Annotated in this window: 13 protein-coding genes and 1 riboswitch; of the genes, 9 read left to right on the top strand and 4 right to left on the bottom strand. The window is 45.3% G+C overall.

Translation table 11 applies throughout. The features are described from left to right. Positions 1-134 precede the first annotated feature (134 nt). Positions 135-218, bottom strand: a riboswitch (Fluoride riboswitch). A gap of 154 nt (positions 219-372) precedes the next feature. Both AB4513_RS12965 and AB4513_RS12960 read right to left on the bottom strand, forming a co-directional pair. Further along, positions 373-666 carry a YebG family protein gene (locus tag AB4513_RS12965; RefSeq protein WP_004735185.1) on the bottom strand — a complete coding sequence of 98 codons (294 nt, stop codon included), beginning with the start codon at positions 664-666 and terminating at the stop codon, positions 373-375. 89 nt (positions 667-755) lie between these two features. Further along, a complete protein-coding gene (locus AB4513_RS12960) occupies positions 756-1652 on the bottom strand; it encodes a LysR family transcriptional regulator (protein ID WP_009848350.1) in 897 nt (298 codons plus the stop codon). 161 nt (positions 1653-1813) lie between these two features. Here AB4513_RS12960 and AB4513_RS12955 point away from each other — a divergent pair, with 161 nt between their 5' ends. From AB4513_RS12955 to recD, 5 genes are all read left to right on the top strand, one after another. Further along, a complete protein-coding gene (locus tag AB4513_RS12955; RefSeq protein WP_032555327.1) occupies positions 1814-2809 on the top strand; it encodes a TDT family transporter in 996 nt (331 codons plus the stop codon). A gap of 127 nt (positions 2810-2936) precedes the next feature. Then, positions 2937-6413 (top strand): exodeoxyribonuclease V subunit gamma, encoded by a 3477-nt coding sequence (recC, locus tag AB4513_RS12950; protein WP_009848352.1) that lies wholly within the window; start codon positions 2937-2939, stop codon positions 6411-6413. Positions 6414-6419: 6 nt separating this feature from the next. Continuing rightward, positions 6420-6566 carry a hypothetical protein gene (locus AB4513_RS12945; RefSeq protein ID WP_170962724.1) on the top strand — a complete coding sequence of 49 codons (147 nt, stop codon included), beginning with the start codon at positions 6420-6422 and terminating at the stop codon, positions 6564-6566. 258 nt (positions 6567-6824) lie between these two features. Continuing rightward, positions 6825-10499 carry an exodeoxyribonuclease V subunit beta gene (gene recB / locus AB4513_RS12940; RefSeq protein WP_102258209.1) on the top strand — a complete coding sequence of 1225 codons (3675 nt, stop codon included), beginning with the start codon at positions 6825-6827 and terminating at the stop codon, positions 10497-10499. Next, positions 10499-12724 (top strand): exodeoxyribonuclease V subunit alpha, encoded by a 2226-nt coding sequence (recD, locus tag AB4513_RS12935; RefSeq protein WP_009848355.1) that lies wholly within the window; start codon positions 10499-10501, stop codon positions 12722-12724. The genes recB and recD overlap by 1 nt, the downstream gene beginning before the upstream one ends. Positions 12725-12825: 101 nt before the next feature. Here recD and AB4513_RS12930 read toward each other — a convergent pair whose 3' ends face one another. Continuing rightward, positions 12826-13017 (bottom strand): hypothetical protein, encoded by a 192-nt coding sequence (locus tag AB4513_RS12930; RefSeq protein WP_009848356.1) that lies wholly within the window; start codon positions 13015-13017, stop codon positions 12826-12828. 278 nt (positions 13018-13295) lie between these two features. Continuing rightward, positions 13296-14633, bottom strand: coding sequence for an amino-acid N-acetyltransferase (gene argA, locus AB4513_RS12925; protein WP_102258208.1), 1338 nt, complete (start codon positions 14631-14633; stop codon positions 13296-13298). 146 nt (positions 14634-14779) lie between these two features. Between argA and AB4513_RS12920 the strand changes: the two genes are divergently transcribed. The 4 genes from AB4513_RS12920 to csdE all read left to right on the top strand — a co-directional run bounded on the left by AB4513_RS12920 (position 14780) and on the right by csdE (position 17851). Beyond that, the gene (locus AB4513_RS12920; protein WP_102258207.1) at positions 14780-15268 is read left to right on the top strand and encodes a DUF2850 domain-containing protein; all 489 of its coding nucleotides are present in this window, start codon (positions 14780-14782) and stop codon (positions 15266-15268) included. Between the two features lie 81 nt (positions 15269-15349). Beyond that, a complete protein-coding gene (mltA, locus tag AB4513_RS12915) occupies positions 15350-16462 on the top strand; it encodes a murein transglycosylase A (RefSeq protein ID WP_009848359.1) in 1113 nt (370 codons plus the stop codon). A 113-nt stretch (positions 16463-16575) separates the two neighbouring features. Then, entirely contained in the window at positions 16576-17385 is an 810-nt protein-coding gene (tcdA, locus tag AB4513_RS12910; protein WP_009848360.1) for a tRNA cyclic N6-threonylcarbamoyladenosine(37) synthase TcdA, read from the top strand. Between the two features lie 37 nt (positions 17386-17422). Further along, on the top strand, positions 17423-17851 hold the full coding sequence (gene csdE / locus AB4513_RS12905) for a cysteine desulfurase sulfur acceptor subunit CsdE (RefSeq protein WP_009848361.1): 429 nt from the start codon (positions 17423-17425) through the stop codon (positions 17849-17851). Positions 17852-17931 lie beyond the last annotated feature (80 nt).

Genomic DNA, 17931 nt, shown 5'->3' with positions numbered 1-17931 from the left:
GGAAGAGGTGTGGCTAATTCACTACAGATCTTGAGTATCGATCATCCAAAGGTGTCATGAAGCTCGGTCTTAATAGACTAAGTCCATTCCAAAATGGAGGAGTAGCGATACATCCAACAGTATTACCTGTTTTCGATTCTGTAGGAGTCATTAGCACGGTTCAAAAGAACGGGCGGTTGAAGCAAAAGCTTAGGTGGAACCCCATCACCTGATGGCTATAGATTAGATCTTAATCACACTTTTGTGCAAGCGAATGTTTAGAGCGATTTCGACTATAAACAGAGTTCATTATATTTCGATAAGTATAAAAAAACGCCAATAACGAGCTCTGATTAGAGACATTATTGACGTTTTTTAGAAAACTTCAGCTAATTAAGCGGCATCTTCTTCTGCGTCTTCAACTGCTTCAAGCTTCTTTTCTTTTTTCGGAGCTGGTTTACGCTTAGCACCTAATGCGTAAAGAACTTCTTCTTTGTTCTTCGCTAGGTACATAGCAAGCTCTTCTTGCTTGCCTTCATCTTCAACTAAATCGCTTTTGCTTAATAGTTCAAAAAGCTCATCAGCCATATCCAGCATTTTGTCGTATGCGTCAGCTTCGGCTTTAGAGGTAAAAGTCATTTTCTCTTCTCCGTTGCGTTCGACCACGTACTTGACGATAACAGCCATGGTTAATCCTCTAAGTTTGATAAAATTTTACTGGCTTTTTATACAGTTTCTGATGTTAAAAGTCCAGTTGGAGCCCTAACAATGCGGCCTCAATCTTGATGTGTAGCCCAGTCTTCACAATAACTCATGAAAGATTTCAGCAGCGGGCTCTGGTATTTGTCTTTGTGTACCAGCATCCAGAAACGTCGTTTCATGTCGAGTGGGACATCGAGTGCTTTCACTCGGCCTGAGTCAATTGCTCGTTGCGCCGCCAGTCGTGATAAACACGCGAATCCAAGATTGGCAGAAACTGAATTGATGATCGCCTCGGTGGTGTTGAGTTCAAAGGATTCATACCAGTGTTCGATACGCGGTGCGACGGCACGAAGGAAAAACTCGCGAGTGCCTGAACCAGACTCACGTAAAATCCAATGACTATCTTCTAAATCGCTTAAAATCACTTTTTCTTTTGAATTGAGAGGGTGTTGATTACTAACAATAATACACATTTCATCGCTACTGAACTGGCTAGAGATCAACTCCGGATGGAGTGTTTTTCCTTCAATTAACGCGATATCCAGTTCATAATCCACCAACTTTTGGCAGATCAGCGCACTGTTTGAAATGAATAAGCTCTGATCTTGATGCTGAGTTAGCTCGCGAAAGCCAGACAGAATAAACGGTGCGACCTGATTACCAATTGTGTCACTCGCACCGACCTTTAGATTGCCACTTAAAGGCTGGTCGTCACGGAACAAAACATCAATACCAGCAGCACGATGTAATATCTCATCCGCCAAAGGAAGAAGCTTTTGTCCTTCTTGATTGAGAATTAATCGGTTATTAACCCGGTCAAATAGAGAGTGACCGAGTTGTTTCTCCATTTCGCCTAGCGCCATGCTGACAGCGGCCTTAGACAGAAACAGAGCCTCAGAGGCTGCGGTCAATGTCGAATGCTGGGTAATAGTGACAAACACTTTGAGTTGTTTGATTGAAATATTAGCCATCAGGTTCCTAGTTTTACGCTGCTGGTGGAAAGGTATCGTTCAGTATTAATGAACATTTGTTATATATAATTGGATATTGTTTAACGAAGCGCAAGCGTATTATGGCTTCAACAAGCTGATGAGTTCACAAGTTTAGTGAATTAAGTTTAAGAGAGGCTGACATGATTCAACGTATTAAATATAGATTAACAGGAGCTCCAACTCCCATGGCAGGGTTAGCACTCGCAATTGCAAGTTTAGGCTGGTGTTGGGATGGTGTTTTAGTCGCACAAGGTATTTTGCACACACCGGGTTTGGTGCAGTGGGTCAGTGCTGGTATTGCGGCGGTATTGCTTCTTGTTTTAGCTGTGAAATTTTTGATTCACGGCCACTTATTACGTGCAGATCTTGCTCACCCTGTTGTCGGCAGTGTTGTACCCACATTCGCAATGGGTTGTATGGTGGTGTCTGCTTCGTTGGCTCCAATCTCTCAATTCTTACAAGAAGCTGTGTGGCTCGCTTCGGTAGCGTTACATGTCGTGTTCTTGGTGAGCTTCTTATACCACAGAGCTAAAAACTTTGAGATTCACCACATGGTGCCAAGCTGGTTTGTGCCACCAATCGGTATTATCGTGGCAGACGTTTCTTTTTCAGGTAACCCGATCTTAGAGCCCGTTGCTCACGCGACTTTAGTCTTTGGCTTATTGGTTTATGCGGTAATGCTACCAATAATGGTTTACCGCTTGATCTTCTCTCACGAAGTGCCTGACGCAGCAAAACCAACGATTGCGATTATGGCGGCACCAGCAAGTCTATCTTTAGCTGGCTACCTAACGGTGACGGCAAATCCTTCGCCAGTGATCATTGGGTTACTCTTTGGCATTGCAGTGTTGATGACGTTTATTATCTACATCGCGTTTTTCAAACTACTTCGTCTGCCATTCAGCCCTGGCTATGCGGCGTTTACATTCCCAATCGTGATTGGTGCAACGGCGCTATTCAAATTGGCGGCTTGGATGCAAACTGTTGGTGTGGAAACTCACTATGTGGATCAAGTCTTCAACCTAGCGTATCTAGAATTGATTGTGGCAACGTTTGTAGTGGGTTATGTGGCGGTTCGTTATTACATGAATTACAAACCTCACCGTGTTCTAAGTGCGGTAGGCAGTAGATTGTAAGAAGCAATAGTTCAAAAGATAAACGGACCTTAAGTTTTCAGTATTTCATAAGCTTATATTCCTAATCCAAACACGGCACTTATGCTAATCTGGCTTTATATTGTGGCAAGATTAGCGTGAGTGCACTTTGTTTACTGTTTACCATTCCAATAAAGTCGATACTTTAAAAATCCTTCTCGTTCACTTAATTAAAAGTGACCCTTTGGCCAATCCTTTCGAAAAAGAGCAGATCTTGGTTCAGAGCCCAGGCATGTCTCAATGGCTTAAGATGGAACTCGCCAAAGAGTTTGGCGTAGCAGCAAATATCGATTTCCCACTTCCAGCAACCTTCATTTGGGATATGTTTACCCAAGTGCTTCCTGATGTACCTAAACGCAGTGCTTTTAACAAGGAAGCGATGACATGGAAGCTGATGAGTTTGCTACCCGCTAAGCTTGACCACCCTGATTTTTTACCTCTACAACGCTACCTTGAAAACGACGAAGATGATTCGAAGCTGTACCAATTGGCAGAGAAAATTGCCGATATCTTCGATGGCTACTTGGTGTATCGACCTGAATGGATGGCGATGTGGGAAGCGGGAGAGCCCGTTGCTGAATTGGTCGATGATGAAGGGCAGCAAGCTCACCCTTGGCAACCGATTTTGTGGCAAGCACTCTATGAGCAAACCCTGTCTCAAGGCCAATCAAAATACCACCGTGGGAACTTGTACCACGACTTCATTGAAGCGCTAGCTAATCAACAAGGTAAATTGCAACATCTGCCTAAACGCTTATTTGTGTTTGGTATCTCTTCGTTGCCTCCTCGTTACATGGATGCGTTGAAAGCACTCGGTGAGCAGATTGATGTGCACTTGATGTTTACCAACCCTTGCCAACATTACTGGGGCGATATTCGCGACCGTAAATATTTGGCAAGAGTTGAAGCCCAGCGTCGTAAGCAGTTTGTGTTGGTTGATGGTTTACCTAAATTGGAGGGTGAAACTTCACCATTGAAAGATGGCATTGAAGCTAATATTGAAGACGAACTGCATACCAGCCAAGCCGTGGGTAATAGTTTACTTGCGTCTATGGGGAAACTGGGCAGAGATAACCTGTTTTTACTATCTCAATCAGACTGCGAAGAGCATGAGTTCTTTATTGATGTTGAGAGAGATAACCTATTGCATCAACTGCAAGCCGATATTCTCCAGTTAGAAGAACATCAAGACGACCACATATTAGATTCCAGTAACCATAAACAGGTTGTTGAACTTGGCGATCGCTCTCTAACCGTACATGCGTGTCATAGCCCAATGCGTGAGGTTGAAGTCCTTCATGATCAGTTGTTGGCGATGTTTGATACCAACCCGACTCTGAAACCACGCGATATCATCGTGATGGTGTCTGACATTAATGCTTATAGCCCAGCGATTCAGGCGGTATTTGGTAATGCACCGGGTGAGCGTTATATCCCTTACTCGATCTCTGATAGAACCGCAGACCAAGAAAGCCCAATTCTGACCGCCTTCATGCAGTTAGTCGCGCTACCAAACACGCGCTGTCTAGCTTCTGAGTTGCTAGAGCTGTTAGAAATTCCTGCGATGATGGCACGCTTTGGTATTGACGAGTTTCAATTCGAGCAAGCCAAGCAATGGGTTGAAGAAGCGGGTATCCGTTGGGGTGTCGATGCTTCAACGGCGACAGAATTTGATTTACCTGCGACCGAGCAAAATACTTGGCTATTCGGCATTCAGCGCATGCTATTGGGTTATGCGATGTCAGACTCTGCAGGTTTGTTTGAAACTGAACACTCTCCGATTGCCGCTTATAACGAAGTTCAAGGCATTAACGCCGAACTTGCAGGTAAGTTAGCTCACTTTATCGATCGTATTGCCCATTACCGTCAACGCTTAACTGAAACTCAATCTATCGATATGTGGCGTGAAATCTTGCTGCAAATGATTGATGATTTCTTTGCGGTTGAACTGGAAGGCGAGGTGGTGCTTAAGTCGATACGTGATGCGCTTTCGCAACTGAATGAACAGCTTGATGATGCCTTGTATGAACAAGAGTTGTCGCCAAGCATTATCTATCAGTACCTCAATAATAAGTTATCGGGTGCACGTATTAGTCAGCGTTTTTTAGCAGGCCAAGTTAACTTTTGTACCTTGATGCCGATGCGTTCTATTCCTTTCAAAACCGTTTGTCTATTGGGAATGAACGATGGTGTTTACCCTCGCTCAATGCCACCAGAAGGTTTTGATCTAATGAACGGACGCACACGACCAGGGGATCGTTCTCGCCGTGATGATGACCGCTATCTATTCTTAGAGGCGATGATGTCAGCACAAGAGTGTTTGTACATCAGCTATGTCGGCCGTTCGATTAAGGATAATACTGAGCGAGTGCCATCGGTATTGGTTTCAGAGTTGATTGAATACTGCCAACAGAACTACTGTTTGAGTGACGATCAAGCCTTACCAAGTGATGATTCAGGCATCAAGCTGACTCAAGCGATCAGCTTTGAACACACCATGACACCGTTCAGCCCTGCTGCGTTTACTCAAGGTGATGCGAGCCATGTGCTGAGTTACGCCAAAGAGTGGCTTCCAGCGGCTAACCGTACCGGTGAACGCAGTGGTGAATTCAATCGTGCATTGGATGACTATTTGTTGGGTGCGACGTACCCGTTAGAACTCGATTTGGTTGAGTTACAGCGTTTTTGGCGTTTGCCAGTGCAGTACTTCTTTAATCGCCGCCTAAAAGTGGTATTTGAGCCGCCACTTCCTGTGATGGAAGACGATGAGCCATTTGTACTTAATGGTTTAGAGAGTTTCCAACTTAAGGATGCTTTGCTGCAAGTGCTGCTAGACCACCCTGAAGGCGCAGACGAAGCAGTGCGACTGTTTGTCTCTGAGCAAAAAGCACAGGGCCGATTACCGGTTGGCGCCTTTGGTGATATCGAGTTTGAAACCAACCGTGTTCAAGCGGAAGACTTAGCTAAAGAGATTCGATTTGTGAGCGGATCACCGCAACAAGATCTCGAAGTGAATATCGAATTTGATGTGTTAGGCGAAGGCAAACCTGTTCGCTTGATGGGTTGGTTAACTCAAAACTACCAATCAGGTCTAGTGCGTTTCCGTAGCGGCAAAATACGCTCTCAAGATTACTTAGCAGCATGGATCGATCATTTATGTTGCGCAGTGATGGGACACGGGAAAACGACCCATATTATTGGCTATGACAGAAAAGAGGGCGTTGTTCACCAGACGCTACAGCCTATCGGCGATGCGCAGCAGGTGAAGAGCTTGTTGGCTGAATTAGTGCGACTGTTTTATCAAGGCATGACTGCACCATTGCCTTATTTCCCGAAAACCGCATTGGCTGGTGTTGAAGCGGGCTTTAGCCGTGGTAAGTGGGTCGATGACGAAGAAAAGTCGCTCAAGAAAATGGCCGATACCTTTAATGACAGCTTCGCCTTTACGGGTGAGGGGAGAGATACTTACATCTCACGTATTTGGCCTAAGTGGGACGATGAGCTGGCTGTTGAGTCGCGTATGTATTCAACGCTTGTGTTACAGGCGGCAAGGTTGGCTGCTGCCGATCTGGAAGATCAGGAGTAAGTGGTTGTGATCGACAAGATCAATAGCGAGTGCGCTGAATTAATGAAAAACGAAAGAGAGTCGCTGGTCAGCATTTGGGATACCTGCTTTCAAGGTGAAGAGAAGCAAAGTACAGGAAATAAAGTGGCCGCCAGTAAATCATTATTAGTGTAGGGCGTTCGCTGTACGGCCACAGGTCAGAGGGACCATTATTCTGTGGTTCAAAGTAACGCATGAGTATAAAACTCGTACGCGCACCTGAACTCGTGGGCGCATAGTAGCGAGGCGATCTGAATTGATCCGTGAGAGAGATCGCACTAACTATTAACAAATCAGCGTAGGACGTAAATTGAATGACGTTTTCCACGCTAGGTCACATTTATAGCAATAGTCACATTTTTAACAGACTCATCTATCAAAAGGCAGTAAGGCATGACGACCACAAGCAGTGTTCAGGTAATCACTCCACAGACACTCGATACCATGACGTTTCCACTTCATGGCGCGCGTTTAATTGAAGCATCAGCGGGTACGGGTAAAACATTTACCATCGCTGGCTTGTACTTGCGCCTACTGCTCGGGCACGGCACGGCCGCTCCACAAGGCGACCTGACTGAAGCCACTCGACACCATGAGCCGTTAACCGTAGACCAAATCTTGGTGGTGACCTTTACTGAAGCGGCAACGGCAGAGCTGCGAGATCGTATCCGTGCTCGAATCCATGATGCACGTATCGCGTTTGCACGTGGGCAAAGTGACGATCCAGTGATTGCTCCTTTGTTACAAGCCATTGATGATCATGCTGGTGCTGCGAAAACTTTGCTTAACGCTGAAAGACAAATGGATGAGGCGGCGGTATACACCATTCACGGTTTCTGTCAGCGTATGTTGACTCAAAATGCCTTCGAGTCAGGAAGCCGTTTTGATAATGAATTTGTGACCGATGAAAGCCACCTAAAAGCACAAGTGGTCGCCGACTATTGGCGTAAGCAGTTTTACCCGCTGCCAATTCAACTGGCGGGTGAAGTGCGAAATATTTGGGGCTCTCCCGCTTCGTTATTGGCTGACGTAAATCGCTACCTGACGGGTTCTCCACTAAAGCTAACTGTGGAAGCAATGTCGGGTGACTTGCAAACTCTGCACAATCAAAACCTAGATAAAGTGAAGCAACTTAAGGCGTTGTGGTGTGAATCTGAAGCGGACTTTTTGGCTTTGATTTCAGGTTCAGATGTGAACAAGCGCAGCTACACCAAGAAGTCTTTGCCGACTTGGTTAGAAGCGGTAACAGCATGGGCGCAGAGCGACACCCATGATTACCAGTTCCCAGATAAATTAGAGAAGTTCTCTCAAGCTACTCTGATTGAAAAAACACCGAAAGGCACTGCTCCACAGCACGCTGTGTTTGAGGCTATTGAGAATTTCTTAAACTCTCCTGCAAATCTAAAAGCTCCATTGCTGGCGCATGCGATTACTCATTGTCGAACCATGTTAGCTAAGGCTAAACAGCAGAAGCAGTGGTTATCGTTTGATGATTTGCTGACCCAGTTATCCGCGTCGATTGATGTGGATGAGCAATCACTGCTGGTGGAGAGAATCCGCACCTTATACCCAGTGGCGATGATTGATGAATTCCAAGATACCGATCCGCTGCAATACAGTATTTTTAGCCGAATCTATCTCGATAATCCGCAGTGCGGCTTGTTTATGATCGGTGACCCAAAGCAGGCTATTTATGGCTTCCGTGGCGCAGATATCTTTACCTATATCAAGGCGAGAAACCAAGTTAGTGCTCACTATACGTTAGGCACTAACTGGCGTTCGAGTGCTGATATGGTCAGCGCGGTAAACCAAGTGTTTATGAATTCGGATAGCCCGTTTATCTACGACCAAGACATTCCATTTTTGCCCGTCGCAGCCAGTCCATCGGCTGACAAACGCCAATGGGTGATGAACGGAGAAACCCAGCATGCACTGACCTTTTGGCTACAAGAAGCGGAAGATAAGCCCTTACCGAAAGGCGAATATCACAAAGCCATGGCCGAGGCGACAGCGAGTCAAATTCAAACCATTCTGACCGCTTCTCAAAACCAACAAGCCTATTTTGATAACGGCAAAAAACAACATGCCGTGAATGCGGGTGATATTGCTGTCTTGGTTCGAACCGGTAGTGAAGGTCGCCTGATTAAGAACGCGTTGTCGGAACAAGGCATTGCGAGTGTGTATTTGTCTAACCGAGATAGCGTGTTCACCAGCTTGGTTGCACAAGATATTCAACGTTTGTTGCAGGCGGTGCTGACACCTGAAAATGACCGAGCATTACGTGCCAGTTTAGCGTCGGAATTGTTTGCTCTGGATGCCGCATCATTGGATGAACTCAACAACGATGAAGTGGTGTGGGAAAACGTCGTTAACGAGTTTAGAGAATATCGTAAGTTGTGGCTGCAACGTGGCGTATTACCAATGCTTCGCAGCGTGATCAGTAAACGACATCTCGCGGAACGCTTACTGGAAGAAGAAAATGGTGAGCGCTCACTCACTGATTTGATGCACATTGGCGAACTGTTGCAACAAGCTAGGCAGGAGCTCGACAGCGACTATGGTTTGTTACGTTGGCTAGCAGAAGCGATATCAGATGCGCAAAATGGTTTAGGTGGCAGTGAAGATGACATTCAACGCCTTGAATCAGAGAGAAACTTAGTTCAAATCGTCACTATTCATAAATCGAAAGGTTTGGAATATGACCTAGTATTCCTGCCGTTCGTGGCGAGTTATCGTGAAGCGAGTGAAGGTAAGTTCTACGATCACGACTCAGATACTACAGTGCTTGATATTACGGGCAGTGATAGTGCCTTAGCGCAAGCCGATAAAGAGCGATTGGCGGAAGACTTACGTTTGATTTATGTGGCGCTTACTCGTGCGGTTTATGGATGTTTCATTGGCATGGCACCGCTACGTAAAGGGCGTTCAACCAAAGAGCCGACCGGCGTTCATTTGAGTGCCATGGGCTACTTGGTTCAAAACGGACAAGAGCAAGGTATTGCTGAGTTGAATCAAGCTTTGTCAGCGATTGAGGGTAAGAATTCAAGCGTATTACTGTCTGAAACTCCGACTGCTCACGAGCACGTTTTTGTACAGACAGAGCAAGTGAGTGAAGACTTACATGCAAGTGAACTTAAAGCTTCAATTGACCGAGCTTGGCGAATCACCAGTTACTCGGGGCTTGTAAAACAAGGCAGTCACGGCTCAAGTCATGACGCGACTATTGAGGTGTCTGGTTTCGATATTGACTCGGCTGATGAACAAGACGAGTCGGAATTGATTGAACCTGAACGTTCTATATTCACCTTCCCTCGTGGCGCTCGTCCAGGTACCTTCTTACATACCTTGTTTGAGGATGTTGAATTTACCGAGCCAGCAACCAGCGAACATAACACGCAAGTAATCACTCACCTATTAGAGTCAGAGCAATACGAACTAGAGTGGTTACCTGTGCTTCAACAACTGGTCGATACGGTGCTGAACACCGCGCTGGATGGTAAGAACTTAAAGCTAAGCGAGAAAGACTCAACGCAACGCTTAGTTGAGATGGAATTCTTACTACCGATCGAAGTGCTTGCCGCATCGGAATTGAATCAAACCATTCAATATCATGACCCGTTGTCGGCTAAAGCGGGCGACCTAGGTTTCCAAACCGTGCAAGGCATGTTGAAAGGCTTCATCGATTTGGTGTTCGAGCACCAAGGTAAATACTATGTGCTCGACTGGAAATCGAACCATTTAGGTGATGACGTTGCCGTCTACCATGGAGAAGCATTAAAATCGGCGATGGCAGACCACCGCTACGATCTGCAATATCAAATCTATGCGTTGGCATTACATCGCTTCTTACGCAGCCGTGTTGCGGATTACAGTTATGAACAACATTTCGGTGGCGTTTATTACTTGTTTTTAAGAGGAATGGACGGCCAATCTCAACAAGGTATTTTCTCGGCGAAACCTACATTGGCTTTGCTCGATGAAATGGATCAATTGATTGACGGTAAAGTGATAGACAGACGTTCAGCGCAATTGAATGACGATGAAACTGGACAGATGGGGCTTCTATAATGACAACGACGACCACTAATACCAGCATAGAAACAGCGAATTCTGTAAAGCCAGTTTCACTTATCCCTGAGCAGCTCATGGATGTACTCAAGTTCCTTGCGGATAAGGGCTCGATTCGTCAGTTGGATTATCAATTTGCCCGTTTTATTGCGCAGCAAGCGACGAGTCACTCTCAAGAGATCGGTTTTCTCGCTGGGTTGGTGAGCCATGAGTTGGGCAAGGGGCATATTTGTACTCAGCTTATACAGCAGCATACGGCAGGCCATGAGCAAACGGCGGATCTTGCTCAGTTACTTGGTTTGTATGGTGAGACGGCACTGCAACTGAACCAAAAATTGCTAGGTATTGATTGGGCTACTGTTCTGCAATCATCTAACTTAGTGGGTACGACCAATGATTGTGTTAAGCCGCTGATGTTTGATGGACAGCGTGTCTACTTACAGCGTTATTGGAACTACGAAGTTGTGTTGGCTGAGACCTTAAACCGTTTAAGTAAGCCAGTAGAGTTCAACTCTGAGCAGAAAAAAGCGCTAACCGAAACGTTGAATCAGTTATTCGCACGCAGTTACCATTTTCTGTTTAATGCCTTAGCCAAGGCTGAAGCAAACCAACAAACGTCTCAGGTATTACGCCAACAACTGGTGTGTGACCATCTAGATATTGTCGACGAACATGTTTTGGATTGGGGTGCGATAGACCAAGTGATTGTTCAAGCCAAGCAAGTGACAGATTTAGATGCGCTGGATAGCCTCGTGCCGTTATCTGTCTGTTTGAATTGGCAAAAGGTCGCGGCAGCGGTGGCGTTAAGTCGACGTTTTGCTGTTATTTCTGGCGGACCGGGCACCGGTAAAACGACCACGGTAACTAAGTTACTTTCGGCTATGGTCGAGCAATCGCTAAGCCAAGGTAAAACACCGACGATCAAGCTAGTGGCACCGACAGGTAAAGCGGCAGCACGTTTAACTGAGTCGATTGGTAAAGCGATTGAGCAGCTGCCATTAGCACCTGAGGTAAAGGCCAACATACCGACTGAATCCAGTACTTTACATAGGTTACTCGGCGCGATTCCTAATCGAGCGGAATTTAGACATAACCGACGTAATCCACTTCACCTTGATATCTTGGTAGTGGATGAAGCATCGATGGTCGACTTATCCATGATGTATAAGCTGGTGGATGCACTCCCTGAACACGCAAGGTTGATTCTGCTTGGTGATAAAGACCAGCTCGCTTCAGTAGAGGCAGGTGCTGTGTTGGGTGATATCTGCTCGTTTAACTCTACAGGCTACAGCACAGCGCAAGGTAACTTGATTGCTGAAATGACAGGCTTTGATGCGATAGCTAAACCAAGACAAGTCAAAACAGGATCGATTAACCCTCCTGCGATTGCAGATAGCTTGTGTATGCTGCAGAAGAGTTACCGTTTTGATGCACGTTCAGGTATCGGGCAGTTGGCAAAGGCGATCAATAACGGCTCTGCAAATCAAGTAGATCAAGTGTTCGGCAAAGGGTTTGAGGATATCGAAAATCATCCCCTGTCGAGTGACAGCTATAATTTGATGCTACGTACTTTAGTCAATGAATATGGTGCGTATCTGAACCGAATGAATGTGCCATTGGAAGAGCTAGAAACTCAAGAAGCGAGAGCGAAATCGGTTCTCGATTTGTTTAGCCAGTGTCGATTACTGTGTTCTATTCGTGAAGGGGATTTTGGTGTTAAAGGCCTCAACCACAGAATCGAAAGGGCGCTTGCCGCAAGACGTTTGGTGAGCCCTCATAATGATGAACTGTGGTATCACGGGCGACCAGTCATGGTGACGCGTAATGATCATGGTTTAGGTTTGTACAATGGTGATATTGGTATCTGTATGCTCGAAGCCGATTCAACGACTTTAGAGTCAAATAGTGCGAATTCCACACCTAGACTGAAGGTGTATTTTGAGTTGCCCGATGGCAGTGTGAAAGCCGTGCTTCCAAGCAGAGTCCCCGATCATGAGACCGCTTATGCGATGACGATACACAAATCTCAAGGCAGTGAGTTTGATCTGACCTTAATGATCTTACCGCCAGACTTCAGCCCTATTTTAACGCGAGAGCTTATCTATACCGGTATTACACGTGCTAAGAAACGACTGATGATGCTCAGCGACACAAATGTGTTGAAGCGTGGGATTAAGGTGAAAACAGAGCGAGTGAGTGGTTTAGGAAGTCGATTAACTAACTGACGGTCAGTGGTTTTAGTGGAGGTGTTGCTGGAAGTAAAACTACGAAATAGCAGGGTAAATCGTATACACAAAGCAACCATCCGTGGTTGCTCTGAACGCTATCAGGAATCAGTACCCAAAAACGCTCGAGTAAACGATATATGGTTTATCTTGTATTTTGGTTGGCAATTCAAAATAAACTCTTTTAGATTTTCGCTCACAGGGAACACGCAGTGTACGTCTAACCCTTCTAAGAATTGGTTATCAGCCATATCCCAAAAACTTTGCAGCGAGTTACAAACAATGGTTCTCATATCAATGTTGCTCTTTTGCTGTTTATATTAACGAGCAGACTGACTACTAGCATGCTGATCGTTAACGGGTATAGCAATCCGTGCAGTGACCACCTAAATGTCATAGGTTAAACATTCGGCGGCATTCCAATAAAAACGCTTGTCGATATTCATAAAGCGTGCAAATTCTATACAATTATAGCTGTGAATGAAAGTGCATATTTAATAAATATCACATGAGAAACGATTACATTTGCAATGAATTCCTCATAAAAGTGAGATTTTACTCCAAATTTAATTTACACATTTAACGCTAAGATCTTGGAATTCCTTTGATAGTTGTACAGACCTTGCTTTTCCATTGGTAATTCATCAACAGTAATCTCATAAAAACCCTGTTCACGGAACCAATGAAGGCTGTGTGTGGTAAGAACAAAGATTTGGTCGATATCACGAGATTTGGACTGATGACGCATGTAATCAAGCAGTAACTGCCCACGGTTTCCATCTCGGTAGTCAGGGTGAATTGCCACGCAGGCCATCTCTGCCATGTGATCTTCTGGATAAGCGTACAGCGCAGCGCAACCAATGATCAGACCGTCTTTTTCGATGATAGTAAAACGATGGACTTCTTGTTCTAACTGCTCTCTTGAGCGACGAACAAGAATGCCTTGTTCTTCAAGAGGGCGAATGAGGTCAAAGATACCACCGATGTCATCAATCTGAGCTTGTCTGACTTGTTCGGCACTCGCCATGACCACTTGGGTTCCAATACCATCAAAAGAGAATAGCTCTTGGATCAATGCGCCATCGACTTTGTAGCTGATCAAGTGACAACGAGGCACGCCTGCTCGGCAAGCGGAGATCGCTCCTTTCAAGAAGCGCAGTGTTCCGGTGCTCATGTCTTCGGCGGGGTTCTGGGATTCCGTTAAGCGTTCAAGAATTTGCTTGGCGTCTTTAGGGAAGAGTTCGGCGAGTACATTACCGTTTTGATCAGTCACCCCTTGCTCAGAACAAAAGCCAATCAGTTTGTCGGCTTTCAAACGGATAGCAACTTGTGTCGCGACCTCTTCCGAAAGCAGGTTAAAGCTTTCGCCAGTGACTGAACTGGCAATAGGCCCAAGAAGGACGATGGAACCTTGGTCAAGGGTGCGATTGATCCCTTCGATGTCTATTCGACGAATGCGTCCGCTGTGGCAGTAATCTGTGCCATCATCGACGCCTAAGGGTTGAGCGGTAATAAAGTTACCGCTCATGACGTTCAGTTGAGTGCCCGCCATTGGAGTGTTGTTCAAACTCATTGAAAGGCGAGCGGTGATCGCAAGTTGCAGTTGTCCAGCCGCCTGCATTGCAACACCTAAAGAATATTCATCTGTGACTCTAATATTTTTATGGTAAGGCGTATGGCAGTCTTGCTTCTCTAACAGTTGGTTGATCTGTGGTCTTGCCCCATGAACGAGAACAATCTTAACCCCAAGGCTATGAAGCAGGGCTATATCACTAATAATATTGCCAAAGTTTCTATCGGCAACGGCTTCACCTCCCAACATAATCACCATGGTTTTACCACGGTGAGCATTTACATAAGGGGTCGATTGCCTAAAGCCTTTGACTAGCGCTGTACTTCTTAATTTCACAGAATAAGTCTTCCTTGTTTATTTATTCGATAATTTAGCATTTAAATTCAAATCTGAACAACAACTTTTTGGAATGAAGCGCAAACTATTCTCATCTAGGCTTCGTTTTATAAACTGTCTCAGTGTACAATGCGTACAGCATCCTTATGAGTCGTAAACGAATGCAAAAAAATCCAGTAAGAAAGAGTAAGATTGATGAGCTCGCAAAAGGTCTCTACAGTGGAGCAGAGCAGCGCAACAAACCTAAATTGAGACGTAAGCTCATTGAACGCAGTTTAATGGTTTTAGCTTTGGTGGGTTCGTTTGCCGTCGCTTCCTTGTTCGCCGATGTGTTTTATAGAGTGCAAGATGCGATAACACCTAATAGTCAAATATATGGAACTTGGGTCGAGCAAGCTGTCGCTCGTTATGCTGCGGACGAGTTTGTGCTGAGTGAAAATGGTGTGTCAGTACGAGGCTCTGTTGTGTCGACTCATTTTGATTTTGATGGCAAGTACTTCGAATATAAGGCAGGTAATAAAACGTATCACTTTCGCCTAACGAATTCTGATAAAACAGAAATGATGCTTGTATCGGATAATCACTATAATCCAGTCTTTCGCCTCAAAGGTTATATCGATAACTCAGTTCGATAGGTTATCTTACTGTAAACATTTACAATCTAAGATTGTGTTATCTGATCGTTTTTGTCATCCTCGATGCATAGAATATTTAGGATGACTCTTGTGATTAAAAAATGGCTTCCCCTTGTTGCTGCCTCTTTCTTATTTGGCTGTGCTCAACCCACTGATCTTGCCCAACAACACCTTGATGGTGAATTTCCCCGAACCTTAAATAAGGTCGATTTGGTTGAATCTAATAAACCAAGAGACTTCACCGCATTTGCAGAGCAAGCTGAGATGGTGGTTTCTAAATCCCCTTCGATGGCTAAAATCTATGAGCCGCTTTATCAGCAACTCAATGAATGGGCGGTGCTGAGTGGAGAGCCGAGCGAGCTAGCGAATTTTGGTGTTCAAACTGCTCAATTAGGTGGTGGTGATAAACAAGGTAATGTTTTATTCACGGGTTACTTTTCTCCTGTAATGGAACTGCGACATGAAGCAAACGAAGAATACCGATTCCCTGTTTATGGGCTTCCAGAGTGTGATAAAGAGTGTCCAACACGCGAAGAGATCTACAACGGTGCATTAGAAGGCCAAGGTCTTGAGTTAGGTTATTCAGCAAACCGTATCGACCCATTTATGATGGAAGTACAGGGCAGCGGCTTTGTGCATTTCGGAGATGATGACACGCTGCAGTATTTTGCATACGCGGGTAAGAACAATAAAGCTTACGTGAGTATTGGCCGTGTTTTGATCGAAAGAGGTTTAGTGCCACGCGAAAAAATGTCATTGAAAGCTATCAAAGAGTGGGTCTTGGCAAACGATCCTGAAGTGGTAAAAGAACTGCTTGAGCAAAACCCATCTTTCGTCTTCTTTAGCGCGAGAGATGATCTATCCGTAATGGGAAGTGCTGGCATTCCTTTATTACCGATGGCGGCGGTAGCGGGCGATCGCTCTATCTTACCAATGGGAACACCTATCCTGGCTGAGGTTCCGTTACTGAATGCTGATGGTACTTGGAGCGGCGCGCACCAACTAAGACTACTATTGGTTTTAGATACCGGTGGTGCGGTTAAGCAAAACCATTTGGACCTCTACCATGGTATGGGCCCACGAGCAGGAACTGAAGCGGGTCATTACAAGCATTTTGGTCGGGTGTGGAAGCTGGGTCTAGATGGCAGCGCAACCGAAGCGCCTTGGGCTTTGCCTCCTGAAAAGGTCGAGTAAACAACAATAAAATGGGGCATTGAAAGCGAATCGCTAATCCCCTAGACTTTTAATTCAAGAGTGCGTATAAAACGCACTCTTTTCTTTTTCTCAGAAATAAATTGGCGGCAACAATGCGTGAATTGACCACTCCAGCTTCAGAAAACTATGACCAACGATTTGGTGGCACTCGTCGCCTGTATGGCAATAGTGAAGTCGACATACTTAGAGCAGCACACGTGTGTGTGATCGGTATTGGCGGTGTCGGTTCATGGGCGGTTGAAGCGCTTGCTCGTACTGGTTTAGGTGAGCTGACATTGATCGATATGGATGATGTGTGCGTGACGAACATCAACCGTCAGATCCACGCTATGTCGGGTACGGTTGGCAAGAGCAAAATCGAAGTGATGGCAGAGCGCGTTAAGCTGATTAACCCTGAGTGTAAAGTGAACCTGATTGATGACTTTATCGGGCCAGATAATCAGGCTGAATACCTATCGAAAGAGTTCGACTTTGTGCTCGATGCGATTGATAGCATGAAAGCTAAGGCTTCGCTGTTGGCGTATTGCCGTAGCAACAAAATTAAAGTGATCACCACCGGTGGCGCGGGTGGACAAATCGATCCGACTCAAATCAAAGTGGCTGATCTGACTAAAACGATTCAAGATCCGTTAGCGAAGAAATTGAAAGACACATTGCGTCGTCATCATAATTTCCCTAAGAATCCAGCGCGTAAGTTTGGTATCGATTGTGTGTTCTCGACTGAGCAACTTAAATACCCTCAAGCCGACGGCAGTGTATGTGCTGCGAAAGCAACCGCAGAAGGTCCAAAACGCATGGATTGTGCGACGGGTTTTGGTGCAGCAACGGTTGTCACGGCTACCTTTGGTTTTGTGGCGGTTTCACGTATCGTAGAAAAGATCGTTCAAAAGCACGCTAAGTAACGTCTTCTTCTCAATTAACAATCGACTGGATATTAAAATGACCACATTCCCAAGCTTTCCATTCGGCAAAGAAATTACCAGTGATGATATTGTCGCAAAAATGCAGACTTTCAGCGGCTGGGAAGATCGTTATCGCCAGGTGATTCAGTGGGGTAAGAAACTGCCTAGCATGCCTGATGAACTGAAAAGTGAACAGGTTGTCGTATCTGGTTGTGAAAGCCAAGTGTGGTTGGTTTCTCAAAATATCGACGGTGTTTGGCGCTTTTGTGCTGATTCTGATGCGCGTATCGTTCGCGGTCTGATTGCATTAGTGATGGCTGCGTATGATGGAAAAACATCAGAGCAGATTCAAGCGTTCGATATCGATGGATACTTTGAACAAATCGGTTTAATTACCCATCTAAGCCCATCTCGCGGCAATGGATTAAAAGCGATTGTTGCTCAAATCCAAGAGCTAAGTGCTTAACATTTCTTAGATACACAGAAACAAAAAGGGTTGACGCTAAACGCCAACCCTACATAATTTCGCTACTCGCTACTCGCTAC

The organism is Vibrio sp. 10N.222.54.E6, from assembly GCF_041473955.1.
GTDB classification, from domain to species: Bacteria; Pseudomonadota; Gammaproteobacteria; order Enterobacterales; family Vibrionaceae; genus Vibrio; species Vibrio tasmaniensis_A.
This window is presented reverse-complemented; position numbering and strand designations above follow the sequence as displayed.